We start from the raw sequence: 16,642 nt of genomic DNA on the forward strand, positions 1-16,642 counted from the left end.
TGCACCGAAAGGCTTCGTCTCATGCGCTCCGCCGTCATCGTCTCCACCGCCCGCACGCCGATCGGCCGCGCCTATCGTGGCGCGTTCAACAACCTCCCCTCCCCGACGCTCGCCAGCCACGCGATCCGGGCCGCAGTCGAGCGTGCCGGCATCGACGGCGCGGAGGTTGACGACGTCGTGCTCGGTGCCGCGCTGCAGCAGGGGCATCAGTCGCCGAACATCGCACGCACCAGCCTGCTGCGCGCCGGGCTGCCGACCAGCGTGTCCGGCATGTCGCTCGACCGGCAATGCGCCTCCGGGCTGATGGCGATCGCCACCGCCGCCAAGCAGATCGTGCATGACGGGATGCAGATCGCGATCGGCGGCGGGGTCGAGAGCATCAGCATGGTGCAGACCCCCGAGATGCGCGTTGCGCCCGATCCCGAGCTGCTGGCGATGCACAAGGACATCTACATGCCGATGCTCCAGACCGCCGAGATCGTCGCCAAGCGCTACGGCATCTCGCGCGAGGCGCAGGACGAATATGGCTATCGCTCGCAGATGCGCACCGCTCAGGCGCAGGCCGCCGGACGTTTCGATGCCGAGATCGTTCCCGTCACCGCCGCCAAGGCGAACGTGAACAAGGAGACGAAGGAGGTCTCGCACGAGCAGGTCACGCTCACGAAGGACGAGGGCAATCGCGCCGACACCACGCTGGAGGGATTGCGCGGGCTTAAGCCGGTGCTGGGGCCGGACCTCAACATCACCGCCGGTAATGCGTCACAGCTGTCGGACGGGGCCTCGGCCAGCGTGTTGATGGAGGAAAAGCTTGCCGAGCAGCGTGGGCTGACGCCACTCGGGCGGTATGTAGGCATGGCGGTGGCCGGCACCGCGCCCGACGAGATGGGGATCGGTCCGGTCTTCGCAATTCCCAAGCTGCTGGAACGCAACGGCCTGACGATGAATGATATCGGCCTGTGGGAGCTGAACGAGGCGTTCGCGGTGCAGGTGCTCTATTGCCGCGACAAACTCGGCATCCCCGACGAATTGCTCAACGTCGACGGCGGCGCGATCTCTATCGGCCATCCGTACGGCATGTCGGGCGCGCGGATGGTCGGCCATGCGCTGATCGAGGGAAAGCGTCGGGGCGCCAAGCATGTCGTCGTCACGATGTGCGTCGGCGGCGGCATGGGCGCGGCCGGACTGTTCGAGGTGCTGTGACGTTGAACGCGCGGCCGCGTTCCGCTATATAGAATGTCGGTGACGTCATAGCACCGCCTCGTGTGAGCCCCGGTCGTGCCATCGGCCGGGGCTCAAATGCGTTTGGGGCCTGGCTGCCAGGCCGGACCCCGCCCGTGCGCTACTTCCGCGCCGCCTCGATCATCCGCCCGACCAACGTCGCGAAGGCGATCAACACGCCGAGGAACATGCACAAGTCAGCAAACGTCATAGTTCACTTCCTCATGGTGGCGGCGGGATTGCCGCCGCTCGCTATCATGACGGTGGCGCAACGACCGCGCAACCAACGCCCCCGCCTCACGTTCTCCCGTCGAACCCGAACAGGAGATGCGACATGGCCGATGCCAACACCGATCCGAAGAAGCTGAAGCAGGATCTCTGGGAGAAGATGGCCGACAGTCCTTTCGTCATGGTCGGTCCGGCCGATGGTCACGCCCATCATGAGCCGCTGACCGCGCAGCTCGACGAGGATCAGGTCGACACGCTGTTCTTCTTTATCGGCAAGACCAACCGCCTCGCCGCCGGCGGGCGGGTGATGGCGCAATATGTGTCGAAGGGGCATGACTTCTTTGCCTGCCTCGATGGCACCGCGCGGATCGACAACGATCAGGCGCAGATCGACAAGCTCTGGAATAAGCAGGCCGAGGCGTGGTTCCCGGAGGGCCGCAACGACCCCAATCTCGCGCTGCTGCGCGTCGACATCGACTCCGCAGAGCTGTGGGAGACGGACATGTCACTGTCGGGCCGTGTGAAGATGCTGTTCGGCGGCACCATCAAGGCCGGCGAGGAAGGTAGCCACGCCAAGGTCGAGACGACCGCCGAAAACAGCCCGGTGTAACGACGTCGCCCCAGCGCAGGCAGGGGCCTATGTCTGTCTGATGTCGCGGAACGTCTGACACATGAGACAAAGCTTGTGTGTCAGACCAACCCAACAAACGACACAGCCATAGACCCTACCTTCGCAGGGGTGACGGTGGCGAAGACGGGCCGGTCGCCACAAGCGACCGGCCCGTTTCACATCAACCGTTAGCCGCCATCCATTCCTCGACCACCGGCGCGATGCGATTGCGCCATTTCGAGCCGTTGAAGATCCCGTAATGGCCGACACCCTCGGCCATATAGTACCGCTTCTTCTCGTCCGGCAGCGCGGTGGCGATCGTAAGCGCCGCCTTGGTCTGCCCCAGTCCGCTGATATCGTCGCGCTCGCCCTCGATCGCCAGCAGCCCGACATCGGTGATCGCGCAGGTATCCACGCGCCGCCCGCGGTGCAGCATCTCGCCCCTGGGCAGGCTGTGCGACTGGAAGACGGTGTCGATCGTCTGGAGATAGAATTCAGCGGTCATGTCGCAGACCGACCGATATTCGTCGTAGAAGCGCTTGGTCGCCTCGGCGCTATCGTCGTCGCCGGTGACGAGATGTTTGAACAGCTCGTAATGGCTCATCATGTGGTTGCCGAGGTTCATGGTCATGAACCCGGATAATTGCAGGAAGCCCGGATAGACCTTCCGCCCCGCGCCCGGGTACAGCATCGGCACCGTCGCGATGACATTCTGCTCGAACCACGCAAACGGCCGCTCGGTCGCCAGTGTGTTGACCGCGGTCGGCGCCTCGCGCGTGTCGATCGGGCCGCCCATCATCGTCAGCGTGCGCGGACGACACGGGTTGCGGTCGGCGCTCATCAGCGCGGTCGCGGCGAGGCACGGCACCGACGGCTGACACACCGCGAGCATATGCGCGCCATGCGCATCGTCCGCCGCGCCGTCCTGATCCGGCCCGATCGCTTCGAGGAACGCGATCAGATAATCGATGTAATCGTCGAGATCGAACCGCCCATCGCGCGTAGGGACCAGCTTCGCGTCGCGCCAATCGGTGATATAGACGTCGGCCACCGGCAGCATCCGCTCGACCGTCCCGCGCAACAGGGTCGCAAAATGGCCCGACATCGGTGCGGCGATCAACAGCCGCGGGCCGCCCTCGATGCCTTCGCGGCGAAAGCGCTTGAGCTGACCGAACGGCCGTTGCAGCACGATCTCCTCGACCACCGGCACCTCGCGACCGTCAACGATCGTCTTTTCGAATCCGAACGCCGGCTTGCCGCGCGATGCCGATGCATGCGCGAACACCTCCAGCGCGGACGCCATCACCGGCCCGCCACCCAGATAGGCGAACGGATTGGACGGGTTGTTCAGCCAGTTGGCGCCCACCGTCGCCATTGCGCTGGCCGAGGCGAGCCAGGAACGCTGGAATTCATAGGCGTCGTACAACATTCGCGTCTTCCTTCCGCGGCCCCGCCGGTGCGGCGCCTATAGCAACTTCGCCGGTCGCAACGCGACTGCAACGATTGCAGCCCCGTTTCGGGCCCGCCCGCCGCCCGGCGTCAGCGATACGTTGAGCGACGGCACATGCGCTGCTAGGCCGCGCGCATGGCCAGCGCTTCCGACGTCGCTCCTTCCCGCCGCCTCGGCAATCTGGCGATGGTCTTTCGACACGCCCGCAAATACCCGCTGCAGATTACTGCGGCGTTTAGCGCGCTGGCGGTCACCTCGGGTGCGACGATCGCGATCCCGTACAGCTTCAAGCGCGTGATCGATCGCGGCTTCGCAGGCAATGGCGCGTCCGCCGAGTCCGTGGCATCGTCATTCCATTACATGCTGATGATCGTCGTGGCGCTGGCGATCGGCACCGCGGTGCGCTTCTATTTCGTCGCCTGGCTGGGCGAGCGCGTCGTCGCCGACATCCGCACCGAGGTGCAACGGCACCTAATGACGCTCAGCCCGTCCTTCTACGAGACCAATCGCCCATCCGAAATCGCCTCGCGGCTCACCGCCGACACCGGCCAGATCGAGACGGTGGTCGGCAGCACGGTGTCGATCGCGCTGCGCAACTCGTTCACCGCGATCGGTGGGCTGATCTATCTGTTCGCGATCTCGCCCAAGCTGGCGGCGATGCTGCTCGCCGGCATCCCGCTCATCATCGCCCCCATCGCCTTGCTCGGGCGGCGCGTCCGCAACCTGTCGCGTACCTCGCAGGACCGGATCGCCGATGTCGGCTCGATCGTCGTCGAGACGCTGGGCGCGATGAAGATCGTCCAGGCGTTCGGGCAGGAGGCACGCGAAAGCGCGCGCTTCACCGACGCGGTCGAGGCGACGATGGCCGCCGCGCGCAAGCGGGTGGCGCTCCGCGCGATCATGACCGCGATCGTCATCGGGCTGATCTTCGGCGCGATCACGTTGGTGCTATGGGAAGGCGCGGAGGATGTCGCCGCCGGACGCCTGTCGGGCGGCGCGATCGCCGCCTTCGTGCTGACCGGCGGGATCGTCGCCGGCGCCTTCGGCGCGCTGACCGAAGTCTATGGCGACCTGTTGCGCGGCGCGGGCGCGGCGGGGCGGCTGAGCGAATTGCTCGCCGAACGCCCCGAGATCGCCCCGCCCGCGCAGCCGATCGCGCTGCCACAGCCGCCACAGGGGCGCGTCGCCTTCCGCAACGTCGAGTTCCGCTATCCCAGTCGCCCCGATGTTGCGGCGCTCCACGACTTCACGCTGGAGGTCGCCCCCGGCGAGACGCTGGCGGTGGTCGGCCCGTCCGGGGCCGGCAAGTCGACCTTGTTCCAGTTGCTCCAACATTTCTACCAGCCGGCGCGCGGCGCGGTGCTGGTCGACGGCGTTGACCTGACCCGCGCCGACCCGGCCGAGGTCCGCGCGCGGATCGCAATGGTGCCGCAGGAAACCGTGATCTTCGGCACCAGCGCGCGCGACAACCTCCGCTACGGTCGTTGGGATGCGGACGATGCGCAGGTGTGGGCCGCGGCGGAGGCGGCCAACGCCGCCGACTTCCTGCGAGCGCTTCCCGACGGACTCGACACCTTCCTCGGCGAAGGCGGCGCACGGCTGTCGGGCGGGCAGCGGCAACGCGTCGCGATCGCGCGCGCGCTGCTCCGCGACGCACCGATCCTGCTGCTGGACGAGGCGACCAGCGCGCTCGACGCCGAGAGCGAGCGGCTGGTGCAGGACGCGCTCGAACGGCTGATGGCGACGCGCACCACGATCGTCATCGCGCACCGCCTCGCCACCGTTCGCGCGGCATCGCGGATCGTCGTCATGGATGGCGGCCGGATCGTCGAGGAGGGCAGCCACGCCGCGCTGATCGGCGCGGGCGGACTCTATGCGCGGCTCGCGAACCTGCAATTCCACGACGCCTGACGCCAGCCGCTTGACCGTCGGCGCCCTTCTCCTAGTCTGAGCATGGGGACGAGAAACGGGGGCAGGTAGATGCGTAATTGGTGGGCAGCGGCGGCGCTGGCCTTGGGCATCGCCACGCCGGCGGCGGCGACCTGGCAACAGACATCGTCCCGACATTTCGTCGTCTATTCGGAGGACGAACCCGACAAGGTTACCGAATTCGCCACGCGGCTGGAACGGTTCGACAAGGCGATGCGCGTGATGCGCGGCATGGAGGACCCGGCGTTCAGCCCGACGCAGCGCGTGCGCGTGTTCGTCGTCAAGGACATCGCCACCCTGCAAAAGCTGCTCAGCGATCGTGATGCCGCAGGGGTTTATATGCCGCGGCTATCGGGGCCGGTCGCGTTCGTGCCGCGCAAGACGAATGATACCGGCAAGCTTGCGCTGACGCCGCAGGCGGTGCTGCTCCACGAATATGCGCATCACTTCATGTTCTCGTCATGGGGCGATCAGCCGTTCCCCGCGTGGTTCGTCGAGGGATTCGCCGAATTCAACGCCACGATGGTGTTCGAGCCCGAGCGGCTGCTGATCGGCGCGCCGCCGCTCTATCGTGCTTATGGGCTCGTCGACGACGATCTGCTGCCCATGCGCGACCTGCTGACGATGTCGCCCAACGACAAGCGGCTCGATTCGATGAAGACACAGGTGTTCTACGGGCGCTCGTGGCTGCTGACGCACTACATGCTGCTCAACAATGAGCGTCGCCCGCAACTCGCCGCCTATCTCAAGGCGCTGGAGAAAGGGGGCGATATGAAGGCCGCCTCGGCGTTGCTGGGCGATCCCCGCAAGCTCGACCGTGCGCTCAACAATTACGCCCGCTTGACACTACCGATGCTGGGTTTGAAGGTGGAGACATTGCCGATCGGTCCGGTGACGACCCGCGCACTGACGCCGGGCGAAGAAGCGATCATGCCGATCGTGCTCCGATCGACCCGCGGCGTGAATGCCAAGACGGCGCCTGGCGTCGCCGTCGCCGCGCGCAAGATCGCGGCCGATTGGCCAAGCGACCCGGCCGTGCAGGTCGCCCTCGCCGAGGCCGAATATGACGCCGGCAGCTTTGCGTCCGCCGATGCCGCGGCGGCGCGCGCGCTCGCCGCCAGGCCGAACCTGCGCGAAGCCCTGATCTATCGCGGCATGGCGCAGGCTGCGCTTGCCGAAAAGGAGCATGCGACCGACTCCGCGCGCTGGAAGGCAGTGCGGCAGTGGTTCATCACCGCCAACCACCTCGACGGTGAAGATCCGTGGCCGCTGGTCGCCCATTATCAGGCGCTGCGCAGCGCTGGTGCGCCAATGAGCCCCAATGCCGAAAAGGGGCTTGATTACGCCTTCGCGCTGGCGCCCTTCGATAGCGGATTGGCGATGCAGGTCGCGATGATGCACCTTCGCAAGAAGGACTATGCCGCGGCGGTGCCCGCGCTGCGTCGTGTCGCCTACGACCCGCACGGCGGCGGGCTGGGCACGCTCGCCGGCGCCGTGCTCACGGCCATCGACGCCAAGGACAATGCGACGATTGAGAAGATCTCGGCCTCGCTGGACGGGAAGAAAGCCGATGAGGGCGAGGAGGCCAATTAAGCCGCTGACGATGTGGCTTGAGTCGCCCCACCACCTCGACGTCGTCCGGGCCTCGACCCGAACCCACGCTTCTTCCGGCCTCAGATCGCGGACCTATCGCTCCTGCCCGCGCGAGAATAGCGAAGCTATTCACGGCCGGATCAGGATGCCCGGCATTGCCCCGGTACGCTCGCGATAATGATAGTACATGACCCTCTTTACAAACCGGACTTCGGATCAAGTCCGGCTCGATCAAAGGAAGCTGAACGCTCAGCCTGCGTGTTCGGCGAGCACCGTCAGCCCGCGCGCATTGACCTCGGCGAAGCCGCCGCGGATCGCAATCGTCTCGGGCTGACCGCCGGGCGTCTTCTGCACCAGCACCTCGCCGTCACGGATCGTCGACATGAACGGCGCATGGCCCTCCAGTACCGCGAAGTCGCCATCGGTGCCGGGCACGGTCACCATGTGAACGTCCTCGGAGATGAGCAAGCGGGCCGGCGTGACGAGTTCGAAGTGCAGCATGATCTTGACCTTAACTCCCTCTCCCCTCCGGGGAGAGGGCGGGGGTGAGGGGCAGTGAGGGAGGGTGACCATGCAACACGCGACAGTGCGCGGGGCCCCCCTCACCCAACCCTCTCCCAAAGGGGAGAGGGCCAAAAGCGAAGGCTTACGCCTCCTTGGCCATCTTCTCGGCCTTGGCGATCGCTTCGTCGATCCCGCCAACCATGTAGAAGGCCGCTTCCGGCAGGTGATCGTACTCGCCGTTCACCACCGCCTTGAAGCTGCGGATCGTGTCTTCGAGCTGGACGAACTTGCCGGGGATGTTGGTGAACACCTCGGCGACGTGGAACGGCTGGGACAGGAAGCGCTGGATCTTGCGCGCGCGGCTGACGGTCAGCTTGTCCTCTTCGGACAGCTCGTCCATCCCGAGGATCGCGATGATGTCCTGCAGCGACTTGTACTTCTGCAAGGTCGCCTGCACCGCACGCGCGGTTTCGTAGTGATCCTGCCCCACGGTGCGCGGCTCCAGCACGCGGCTGGTCGAATCGAGCGGATCGACCGCCGGATAGATGCCCAGTTCGGAGATCGCGCGATTGAGCACGGTCGTCGCGTCAAGGTGCGCGAATGAGGTCGCCGGCGCCGGATCGGTCAGATCGTCCGCGGGGACGTAGACGGCCTGCACCGAGGTGATCGAGCCCTTGTTCGTCGAGGTGATCCGCTCCTGCAACGCACCCATGTCGGTCGACAGCGTCGGCTGATAGCCCACCGCCGACGGGATACGGCCCAGCAGCGCCGACACTTCCGCGCCCGCCTGCGTGAAGCGGAAAATGTTGTCGACGAAGAACAGCACGTCCTGCCCTTCCTGGTCGCGGAAATATTCCGCGATCGCGAGGCCCGACAGCGCGACGCGCGCGCGCGCGCCCGGCGGCTCGTTCATCTGGCCATAGACCAGCGCGACCTTCGAGCCCTCGCTGATCGCATTGCCCTCGGCATCCTTGGCGATGACGCCCGCGTCGAGGAATTCGTGATAAAGGTCGTTACCCTCGCGGGTCCGCTCGCCGACGCCCGCGAACACCGAGGTGCCGCCGTGGCCCTTCGCGATGTTGTTGATCAGCTCCTGGATCAGCACGGTCTTGCCGACGCCCGCGCCGCCGAACAGGCCGATCTTGCCGCCCTTCGCGTACGGGGCGAGCAGGTCGATGACCTTGATGCCGGTCACCAGAATGGCGTTCTCGGTCGACTGGTCGACGAAGTCCGGCGCCTTGGCATGGATCGGCGCGCGCAGATCGGTCGCAATCGGGCCGCGCTCGTCGATCGGTTCGCCGATGACGTTCATGATCCGGCCCAGCGTCGCCGGCCCGACCGGCATCAGGATCTGCGCGCCGGTGTCGGTGACGGTCTGGCCGCGGGTCAGCCCCTCGGTGGAGTCCATAGCGATCGTGCGGACGGTGTTCTCGCCGAGGTGCTGCGCGACCTCGAGCACCAGCCGGACCCCGTTGTTCTCGGTTTCCAGCGCCGACAGGATCGCCGGCAGCTGCTGGTCGAACTGCACGTCGACCACCGCGCCGATCACCTGGCTGATGCGGCCGGTGTTGTTGGTCTGGCCCGTAAGGTGAGTCGGGCGATCCTCTAGGACGGTGGCCATTGTCTTACCTCTTCGTCGCCCCGGAAACGGCGGGGGTTTCTGTCTGCTTTACCATACGGCATCCCTCATGATGAGGAACGATGACGTAACTTATAGTGCCTCGGCGCCCGAGATGATCTCAACCAGCTCGGTCGTGATCGCCGCCTGACGCGCGCGGTTGTACTGGATGCTCAGCCGCTTGATCATGTCGCCGGCGTTGCGGGTCGCATTGTCCATCGCGGTCATGCGGCTGCCCTGCTCCGAGGCGGCATTTTCCAGCAGCGCGCGGAAGATCTGGATTGCGACGTTGCGCGGCAGCAGATCGTCGAGGATCGCTTCCTCGCTCGGCTCATATTCCACCGTCGCGTCGGACGCCTTCGCGCCTTTCACTTCGGGAATGGCGACCGGAATGATCTGCGCCCCCATCGGCTCCTGCACCAGCGCCGACTGGAAACGCGCGTAGAACAAATGCGCGACGTCGAACTCGCCCGCCTTGAAGCGCGCGATCAGATCGTCGGCGATCTCCTTGGCGGCGTCGAAGCTCGCGGTCTTCATGTCCGACAGGTCATGATCGGCGACGATCCCGGTCGGATAGAAGCGCTTCATCACGCGCCCCTTCTTGCCGGCGATGTAGAAGCGCACGGTCTTGCCCGCGGCTTCCAGCTCCTCGGCCTTGCGGCGCGCGGCGCGGACGATGTTGGTGTTGAACGCCCCCGCCAGACCGCGCTCCGAGGTCGCGACGACCAGCAGATGCACCTGATCCTTGCCGGTGCCCGCCAGCAGCGGCGACGCACCGACGCCGACCGTCCGTGCGAGGCTGGCGACGACGCCCTCCAGCCGCTCGGCATAGGGACGCCCCGCGACCGCCGCTTCCTGCGCGCGGCGCAGCTTGGCAGCGGCGACCATCTTCATCGCCTTGGTGATCTTCTGCGTCGACTTCACCGAGCCGATGCGGATCTTGAGGGCCTTGAGAGAAGCCATTCTATTCCAATCCGTCCGCCAGCTGGGTCATCTCGACCGGGCCGGCCAGCCATTCCTCATAGCTCTTGAACACCGCACGCGTGTACGCCTGCGCGTGGCGCTCGTCATAGCCCGCTTGATCCACCCATCGCTCGTAGATGTAGAGCGTCGGGCTGCCATCGGCAGCGGGATGCGGGTCGAACCGCTCACATCCCGCCTCTTCACGTGTCCTCGCGACGATTTCGGCAACGGCGTCACACGCCGACCCGAAATGCTCCGGCTTCAACCGGATCGTTGCAAGGTACGTCAACGCCATGACTTACGCGAACGTCTTCGCGAACTGCCCGAGCGCTTCCTTGAGCTTGGCCTCGGTGTCCTTACCCAGCTCGCGGCTGTCGCGGATCGCGGTCAGCACGTCGGCGTGGTCGGCGCGCATGTAGCTGAGCATCGCCGCTTCGTAGCGGTTGACGTCAGCCACCGGCACGGCGTCGATGAAGCCGTTGGTGCCCGCGTAGATCGAGACGGTCTGTTCCTCGAACGGCATCGGGCTGAACTGCGGCTGCTTGAGCAGCTCGGTCAACCGCGCGCCGCGGTTGAGCAGCTTCTGCGTCGAGGCATCGAGGTCCGAGCCGAACTGCGCGAACGCCGCCATCTCGCGATACTGCGCCAGCTCGAGCTTGATCGAGCCCGACACCTTCTTCATCGCCTTGGTCTGCGCGGCGCCGCCGACGCGGCTGACCGACAGGCCGACGTTGATCGCCGGGCGGATGCCCGCGAAGAACAGGTCAGTTTCGAGGAAGATCTGGCCGTCGGTGATCGAGATCACGTTGGTCGGGATGTACGCCGACACGTCGCCGGCCTGCGTCTCGATGATCGGCAGCGCGGTCAGCGACCCCGAGCCGTTCGCCTCGTTCATCTTCGCCGCACGCTCCAGCAGGCGCGAGTGGAGATAGAAAACGTCGCCCGGATAGGCTTCGCGGCCCGGCGGACGGCGCAGCAGCAGCGACATCTGGCGATACGCGACCGCCTGCTTCGACAGATCGTCGAACACGATGACCGCGTGCATCCCGTTGTCACGGAAATATTCGCCCATCGCGGTGCCGGTATAGGGCGCGAGGAACTGCAGCGGCGCGGGGTCCGAGGCGGTCGCGGCGACGACGATGGAATATTCCATCGCGCCATTCTCTTCGAGCGTGCGGACCAGCTGCGCGACGGTCGAGCGCTTCTGGCCGACCGCGACATAGACGCAGTACAGCTTCTTGGATTCGTCGCTGCCGGCGTTCGCCTGCTTCTGGTTGATGAACGTGTCGATCGCGATCGCCGACTTGCCGGTCTGGCGGTCGCCGATGATCAGCTCGCGCTGACCACGGCCGACCGGCACCAGCGCGTCGATCGCCTTCAGCCCGGTCTGCACCGGCTCATGCACCGACTTGCGCGGGATGATGCCCGGCGCCTTGACCTCGACGCGGCTGCGCTGCTCCGACGCGATCGGACCCTTGCCGTCGATCGGATTGCCGAGCCCGTCGACCACGCGACCGAGCAGACCCTTGCCGACCGGCACGTCCACGATTGTGCCGGTGCGCTTGACGGTGTCGCCCTCGCGGATCTCGGCGTCCGAGCCGAAGATCACGACGCCGACGTTATCGGCCTCGAGGTTGAGCGCCATGCCCTGCACGCCATTGGCGAACTCGACCATCTCGCCCGCCTGGACGTTGTCGAGCCCGTAGATGCGCGCGATGCCGTCACCGACGCTGAGCACCTGCCCGGTTTCCGAAACCTGCGCCTCGGTGCCGAAATTGGCGATCTGGTCCTTGATGACGCGGGAGATTTCTGCGGCGCGAATGTCCATCAACTCAGCCTTTCATCGCGCTGGCAAGCGCATTCAAACGGGTGCGGATCGACGAATCGATCATCTGGGAACCGATGCGGACGACCAGTCCGCCCAGGATCTGCGGATCGACTGCCAGGTCGACCGTCACCTCGCGACCGACGCGGCGACGCAGCTGCTGCTTCAACTCGTCGACCTGCTCGGAGGTCAGCGGGTGCGCACTGGTGACCTCGGCGGTGGTTTCACCGCGATGCTGCGCGGCCATGGCGCGGAACGCACGAATGATCTTCGGCAGGGCCGACAGCCGGCGGTTCTCCGCCAGCACGCCAAGGAAGCTGCGCGTCGTGGGATCGAGCCCCAGCTCGTCCGCGGTCGCCAGCACCGCCTTCACCGCCTGTCCGCGCGCGATCACCGGCGACGCCGCCAGCTCCGCGAATTCGGGCGACGCAGCCAGCGCATCGCGCACCGCCGTCAGACTTTGTTCGACGCGATCGACCGCACGGGCCTCCACCGCCAGATCGAACAGCGCATTGGCATACCGACCGCCGAGGCCGGCCTGGATGCTGCTGCCCTGATTACCGCTGGAACTCTCCACGCGATCCACTTTCCTCGTCATGACCCAAGGGTGCCCACCCATGCGAACGGATGGCGCAACGAAGCGCCTCGCATTGGGTACGGCGCGCGTAGCAAAGGGGGAACCGCGATGCAACCGGAGTGAAACCCCGGTGATGTCCCGTGCCCGTTTGAGCGCAAGCTGCGGGATGCGATGCGCATGCGGCTGGCGTAGACCGGCGGGCATGAGCGCGACGATCGACTCCGACACTGCCTGGGATGCCTTCGCCCGCCGCGATCGCGCCTTCGACGGCCGCTTCGTGGTCGCGGTGCGCAGCACGCATATCTATTGCAAGCCGAGCTGCGCCGCGCGCCGCCCGCGCCGCGAGAATGTCGCCTTCCTCGCCGACGCCGCCGCGGCGCGCGCAGCCGGCTATCGCGCATGCCGGCGCTGTCTGCCCGATTCGGTTGCGCGCGATCGCCAGGCGGTGATCGCCGCCGCGGCGCTGCTCGGCGGTGACGCACCGCCCCCGCTGGGCGCTCTGGCGGCGGCGGTCGGTTATGCCCCGCACCATTTCCACCGGCTCTTCCATCGGCTGACCGGCGTCACCCCCGCCGCCTTCGCACGGACATGCCGCGCCGATCGGGTGCTGACGGCGCTGCGCGACACCGAAAGCGTCACCGCCGCCATCTATGCGGCCGGATATGCCGCACCCAGTCGCTTCTATGCCGATGCCGCGCGGCTCGGGATGACGCCGCAGGCGGCCACGGCCGGTGGCGCGGGGGAGACGCTCCGCTGGGTGCGCCTCGCCACCCCGCCCGGCCGCTTGCTGCTCGCCGCGACCACGCGCGGCTGGTGTCGCTTCGCCTTCGACGAAGACCGCGCCGCGTTGCACGCCGCGTTCCCGGCCGCGACGCTGCGGCCCGGCGATCCGGCGTGGCGCACGCAGGCGGAGGCGCTGGTGGCCCGAGCGACTGCGGTGCCGGTGGACGCCTCGCTGCCCCGGGCGCTGCGCCGCACGGCCTTCCGTGCGCTCCTCCATCAGCACGCAACATCGATTGGTTAGCCAATTCGAAAGGCTTGCACGGTAGCGATCATCTTCGAGCCAATTCGAGGACGATCAGGGTCGATGAACGCGTTCGGACGCCGCAACGGCGGCATGGGTGGCGGCGGTAACGGCGTCGGAGTGCGCGGCGGCTTCGGAGTCGCACGCCCGATGCACGTCCCGCCCGGCAACGCCCGTGACGACCAGCCGGTCGAAACCGCCGCGCCGCACGACGCGATTGCCGCGCTCGACCCGCTGACCCCGCTCGGACAGACCGACGCGATGCAGCGGCTGTCGGATCGTCAGAATGCGACCGCCGACTCGGGCGCCAGCCGCATGGAAGGTTTCGAGGCGTCGATCCACAAGATCAAGGAGCAGGTGCTTCCGCGCCTGCTGGAGCGCGTCGACCCCGAGGCGGCCGCGACGCTCGGCAAGGAAGATCTGGCCGAGGAATTCCGCCCGATCATCGGCGAGGTGCTCGCCGAACTGAAGCTGACGCTCAACCGCCGCGAACAGTTCGCGCTCGAGAAGGTGCTGGTCGACGAACTGCTCGGGCTCGGCCCGCTCGAGGAGTTGCTCGCCGACCCCGAGATCAGCGACATCATGGTCAACGGCCCCGACCAGACCTTCGTCGAGCGCAAGGGCAAGCTGGAGATGGCGCAGATCCAGTTCCGCGACGAGGAACATCTGTTCCAGATCGCGCAGCGCATCTGCAACTCGGTCGGCCGCCGCGTCGACCAGACGACGCCACTCGCCGACGCACGCCTCAAGGACGGCAGCCGCGTCAACGTCATCGTCCCACCGCTGTCGTTGCGCGGCACCGCGATCTCGATCCGTAAATTCTCCGCCAAGCCGATCACGCTCGACATGATGGCAGGCTTCGGCAGCATGAGCCCGAAGATGGCGACCGCGCTGAAAGTCGCAGGCGCGTCGCGGTTCAACATCGTCATCTCGGGCGGCACCGGCTCGGGCAAGACGACGATGTTGAACGCCTTGTCGAAGATGATCGACCCCGGCGAACGCGTGCTGACGATCGAGGACGCCGCCGAGCTGCGCCTGCAACAGCCGCATTGGCTGCCGCTCGAAACCCGCCCCGCCAATCTCGAGGGTCAGGGCGAGATCAGCATCCGCGATCTCGTCAAGAACGCGCTGCGTATGCGCCCCGATCGCATTATCCTCGGCGAAATCCGTGGCAGCGAGTGTTTCGACATGCTCGCGGCGATGAACACCGGCCACGATGGCTCGATGTGCACGCTCCACTCCAACTCCCCGCGCGAGGCGCTGGCGCGAATGGAGAATATGGTGATGATGTCGGACATCAAGGTGCCCAAGGAAGCGATCAGCCGCCAGATCGCGGACAGCGTCGACATGATCATCCAGGTCAAGCGCCTGCGCGACGGCAGCCGCCGCGTCACCAACGTCACCGAGGTGATCGGAATGGAAGGCCCGGTGATCGTCACGCAGGAATTGTTCAAGTTCGAATATCTCGACGAGAGCGCCGACGGAAAGATCATCGGCGAATATCGCTCGATGGGCCTGCGCCCCTACACGATCGACAAGGCCAAGCAGTTCGGCTTCGATCAGGCCTATCTGGAGGCGTGCCTGTAACGTGTCCCTCGTCCGTCGCCCCGAACCACACCCCCCTTGTCGCCCCGGACTTGATCCGGGGCCCCGCTTCTTCTTGCCGACAGAAGTAAGAAGTGGGATCCCGGATCAAGTCCGGGATGACGCCTGACTTGCTTCCGCCCCCGTCATTCCCTCGCAGGCGGGAATCCAGCATCTCAAGCGTCGCTTCTATCGACAGACCCGCGCGTCTGGATCCCCGCCTCCGCGGGGATGACGGGGGTGAGCAGCACCCCGACCCGTGACACGCCCGCACGATTCGCTACACCACCCGCGTGCCGATCCTGTCGCTCCTGCCGCTCGCGCTCGCCGCCGCGCCGCTGCCCGAACCGCGTGCCGCGTGGGTCGGTCGATCGACGCTCGCCGCCGATGCCGAGGGGCGCTGGATTCCGTTCGACCTGACCCCCGGCAACCAGATCCGCTTCACGATGGCGGTCGACGGCCGGCCCGTCACCGCGATCCTCGATACCGGGGTCAGCTATTCGGTCCTCGCCCGCCGCTTCGCCGAGGCGTACCGCCTCCCCGTCCGCGCCGAGGGCCGCGCGACCGTGATCGGCGGCAGCGTCGCGATCGGCCGCGTCGAGACGCGCACGGTCGCGATCGGCGCGGTGACGCGGCGCGGCGGCAGCCTCGCCGTCGCCGACCTTCCTGCCGCCGCGACCGGCAGCGCGCTGGCGGTCGACATGCTCGTCGGGCGCGACCTCACCGCACCCTATGCGCTCGACATCGACTATCAGGCACGCCGCTTTCGGCTCCTGCGAAGCGGCAGCCGTCCGTTTGCGGGAACGAGCGCGCCGCTGTCGATCGCGCCCGACCGGATGGTCTACGTCAGCGCGATCGGCGCGGCGGGCGCGACGCTGACGCCGATGGTGGTCGACACCGGCGACGGCTCGGCGATCACGCTCGGCCCGGCGGCGTGGGCGACCGCGCGCGTCGCGGCCGGTCCGGTGACGACCACCGTCTCGTTCGGCCTCGCCGGCGCCGTGGTCAGCGAAATGGCGATCGTGCCCGCGCTGCGGATCGGCGACGCGATCGCGCGCGATGTCGAGGTCCGGGTCGAGCCCACCGGCGGCTTCTCCGACACGATCGGGGTCGCGGGCCGGATCGGCTCGGGCTTCCTCCAGCGTTACCGCGTGCTGCTCGATCCTGCCGCGGGGCAGATGCTGCTCGGCCCTACCCCGCGATCCGACACACCGACATTGCGCTCGACCAGCGGCCTGCTGCTCGCGCTGACGGGCGAGCGGTTGCGCGTCCTGCATGTGATGCGCGGCGGTCCGGCCGCCGTGGCCGGCTGGCAGGAGGGCGACACGATCTGCGCGGTCGACGGCACGCGGATCGGCCCCGCCTACGCGCGCAGCGCACTGGCCGCCTGGCCCGCGGGCGCCGTCGGGCGCGTCGTCACGCTCGAGGATTGCACCGGCCGGCGGCGCACGTTGACACTGAAGCATTTCTACTGACCGGAATCGCGCGGTACGCGGTATCGCACGGTCAGATCGATCGT

14 protein-coding genes are annotated in these 16,642 nt (G+C 67.0%); 7 read left to right on the forward strand and 7 right to left on the reverse strand.

Annotation, left to right across the window (positions count from 1 at the left end):
• Positions 1-21: 21 nt before the first annotated feature.
• Together SPHPH_RS0112945 and SPHPH_RS0112955 are read left to right on the forward strand one after the other, a co-directional pair.
• Positions 22-1,200, forward strand: coding sequence for an acetyl-CoA C-acyltransferase (locus SPHPH_RS0112945; protein WP_028967065.1), 1,179 nt, complete (start codon positions 22-24; stop codon positions 1,198-1,200).
• Between the two features lie 352 nt (positions 1,201-1,552).
• Complete coding sequence (locus SPHPH_RS0112955; RefSeq protein WP_028967066.1) at positions 1,553-2,056, forward strand: pyridoxamine 5'-phosphate oxidase family protein; 504 nt, start codon at positions 1,553-1,555, stop codon at positions 2,054-2,056.
• Positions 2,057-2,237: 181 nt separating this feature from the next.
• On the opposite strand, the gene SPHPH_RS0112960 is transcribed toward SPHPH_RS0112955, so the two are convergent.
• Complete coding sequence (locus SPHPH_RS0112960) at positions 2,238-3,485, reverse strand: polyhydroxyalkanoate depolymerase (RefSeq protein ID WP_028967067.1); 1,248 nt, start codon at positions 3,483-3,485, stop codon at positions 2,238-2,240.
• Between the two features lie 156 nt (positions 3,486-3,641).
• Here SPHPH_RS0112960 and SPHPH_RS0112965 point away from each other — a divergent pair, with 156 nt between their 5' ends.
• Positions 3,642-5,417, forward strand: coding sequence for an ABC transporter transmembrane domain-containing protein (locus SPHPH_RS0112965; protein ID WP_028967068.1), 1,776 nt, complete (start codon positions 3,642-3,644; stop codon positions 5,415-5,417).
• 69 nt (positions 5,418-5,486) lie between these two features.
• Positions 5,487-7,028 (forward strand): hypothetical protein, encoded by a 1,542-nt coding sequence (locus SPHPH_RS19770; protein ID WP_156026017.1) that lies wholly within the window; start codon positions 5,487-5,489, stop codon positions 7,026-7,028.
• Positions 7,029-7,277: 249 nt separating this feature from the next.
• Here SPHPH_RS19770 and SPHPH_RS0112975 read toward each other — a convergent pair whose 3' ends face one another.
• The 6 genes from SPHPH_RS0112975 to SPHPH_RS0113000 form a co-directional block, all read right to left on the reverse strand.
• A complete protein-coding gene (locus SPHPH_RS0112975) occupies positions 7,278-7,532 on the reverse strand; it encodes an ATP synthase F1 subunit epsilon (protein ID WP_028967069.1) in 255 nt (84 codons plus the stop codon).
• A 142-nt stretch (positions 7,533-7,674) separates the two neighbouring features.
• The gene (gene atpD, locus SPHPH_RS0112980; RefSeq protein ID WP_028967070.1) at positions 7,675-9,153 is read right to left on the reverse strand and encodes a F0F1 ATP synthase subunit beta; all 1,479 of its coding nucleotides are present in this window, start codon (positions 9,151-9,153) and stop codon (positions 7,675-7,677) included.
• A gap of 90 nt (positions 9,154-9,243) precedes the next feature.
• Positions 9,244-10,113: a F0F1 ATP synthase subunit gamma gene (locus SPHPH_RS0112985; protein ID WP_028967071.1), complete on the reverse strand. Its 870-nt coding sequence runs from the start codon at positions 10,111-10,113 to the stop codon at positions 9,244-9,246.
• Between the two features lies 1 nt (position 10,114).
• A complete protein-coding gene (locus tag SPHPH_RS0112990; protein WP_028967072.1) occupies positions 10,115-10,408 on the reverse strand; it encodes a putative quinol monooxygenase in 294 nt (97 codons plus the stop codon).
• A 3-nt stretch (positions 10,409-10,411) separates the two neighbouring features.
• The gene (gene atpA / locus SPHPH_RS0112995) at positions 10,412-11,941 is read right to left on the reverse strand and encodes a F0F1 ATP synthase subunit alpha (RefSeq protein WP_028967073.1); all 1,530 of its coding nucleotides are present in this window, start codon (positions 11,939-11,941) and stop codon (positions 10,412-10,414) included.
• 4 nt (positions 11,942-11,945) lie between these two features.
• Positions 11,946-12,515 carry a F0F1 ATP synthase subunit delta gene (locus tag SPHPH_RS0113000; protein ID WP_028967074.1) on the reverse strand — a complete coding sequence of 190 codons (570 nt, stop codon included), beginning with the start codon at positions 12,513-12,515 and terminating at the stop codon, positions 11,946-11,948.
• A gap of 202 nt (positions 12,516-12,717) precedes the next feature.
• On the opposite strand from SPHPH_RS0113000, the gene SPHPH_RS19775 reads away from it, so the two are divergent.
• The 3 genes from SPHPH_RS19775 (at position 12,718) to SPHPH_RS0113015 (ending at position 16,598) form a co-directional block, all read left to right on the forward strand.
• Positions 12,718-13,539 carry an Ada metal-binding domain-containing protein gene (locus SPHPH_RS19775; protein ID WP_051273007.1) on the forward strand — a complete coding sequence of 274 codons (822 nt, stop codon included), beginning with the start codon at positions 12,718-12,720 and terminating at the stop codon, positions 13,537-13,539.
• Between the two features lie 63 nt (positions 13,540-13,602).
• Complete coding sequence (locus SPHPH_RS0113010; protein ID WP_028967075.1) at positions 13,603-15,126, forward strand: TadA family conjugal transfer-associated ATPase; 1,524 nt, start codon at positions 13,603-13,605, stop codon at positions 15,124-15,126.
• 290 nt (positions 15,127-15,416) lie between these two features.
• The gene (locus tag SPHPH_RS0113015; protein WP_238303085.1) at positions 15,417-16,598 is read left to right on the forward strand and encodes a retropepsin-like aspartic protease; all 1,182 of its coding nucleotides are present in this window, start codon (positions 15,417-15,419) and stop codon (positions 16,596-16,598) included.
• Positions 16,599-16,642 lie beyond the last annotated feature (44 nt).

Source organism: Sphingomonas phyllosphaerae FA2 (genome assembly GCF_000427645.1).
Lineage (GTDB): Bacteria > Pseudomonadota > Alphaproteobacteria > Sphingomonadales > Sphingomonadaceae > Sphingomonas > Sphingomonas phyllosphaerae.

Coding starts and splice junctions, on each gene's coding strand:
- SPHPH_RS0112955 (WP_028967066.1), top strand. CDS start 1,553: ATGGCCGATGCCAACACCGATCCGAAGAAGCTGAAGCAGGATCTCTGG.
- SPHPH_RS0112945 (WP_028967065.1), top strand. CDS start 22: ATGCGCTCCGCCGTCATCGTCTCCACCGCCCGCACGCCGATCGGCCGC.
- SPHPH_RS0113010 (WP_028967075.1), top strand. CDS start 13,603: ATGAACGCGTTCGGACGCCGCAACGGCGGCATGGGTGGCGGCGGTAAC.
- SPHPH_RS0112960 (WP_028967067.1), bottom strand. CDS start 3,485: ATGTTGTACGACGCCTATGAATTCCAGCGTTCCTGGCTCGCCTCGGCC.
- SPHPH_RS0112965 (WP_028967068.1), top strand. CDS start 3,642: ATGGCCAGCGCTTCCGACGTCGCTCCTTCCCGCCGCCTCGGCAATCTG.
- atpD (WP_028967070.1), bottom strand. CDS start 9,153: ATGGCCACCGTCCTAGAGGATCGCCCGACTCACCTTACGGGCCAGACC.
- SPHPH_RS19775 (WP_051273007.1), top strand. CDS start 12,718: ATGAGCGCGACGATCGACTCCGACACTGCCTGGGATGCCTTCGCCCGC.
- SPHPH_RS0112985 (WP_028967071.1), bottom strand. CDS start 10,113: ATGGCTTCTCTCAAGGCCCTCAAGATCCGCATCGGCTCGGTGAAGTCG.
- SPHPH_RS0112990 (WP_028967072.1), bottom strand. CDS start 10,408: ATGGCGTTGACGTACCTTGCAACGATCCGGTTGAAGCCGGAGCATTTC.
- atpA (WP_028967073.1), bottom strand. CDS start 11,941: ATGGACATTCGCGCCGCAGAAATCTCCCGCGTCATCAAGGACCAGATC.
- SPHPH_RS19770 (WP_156026017.1), top strand. CDS start 5,487: ATGCGTAATTGGTGGGCAGCGGCGGCGCTGGCCTTGGGCATCGCCACG.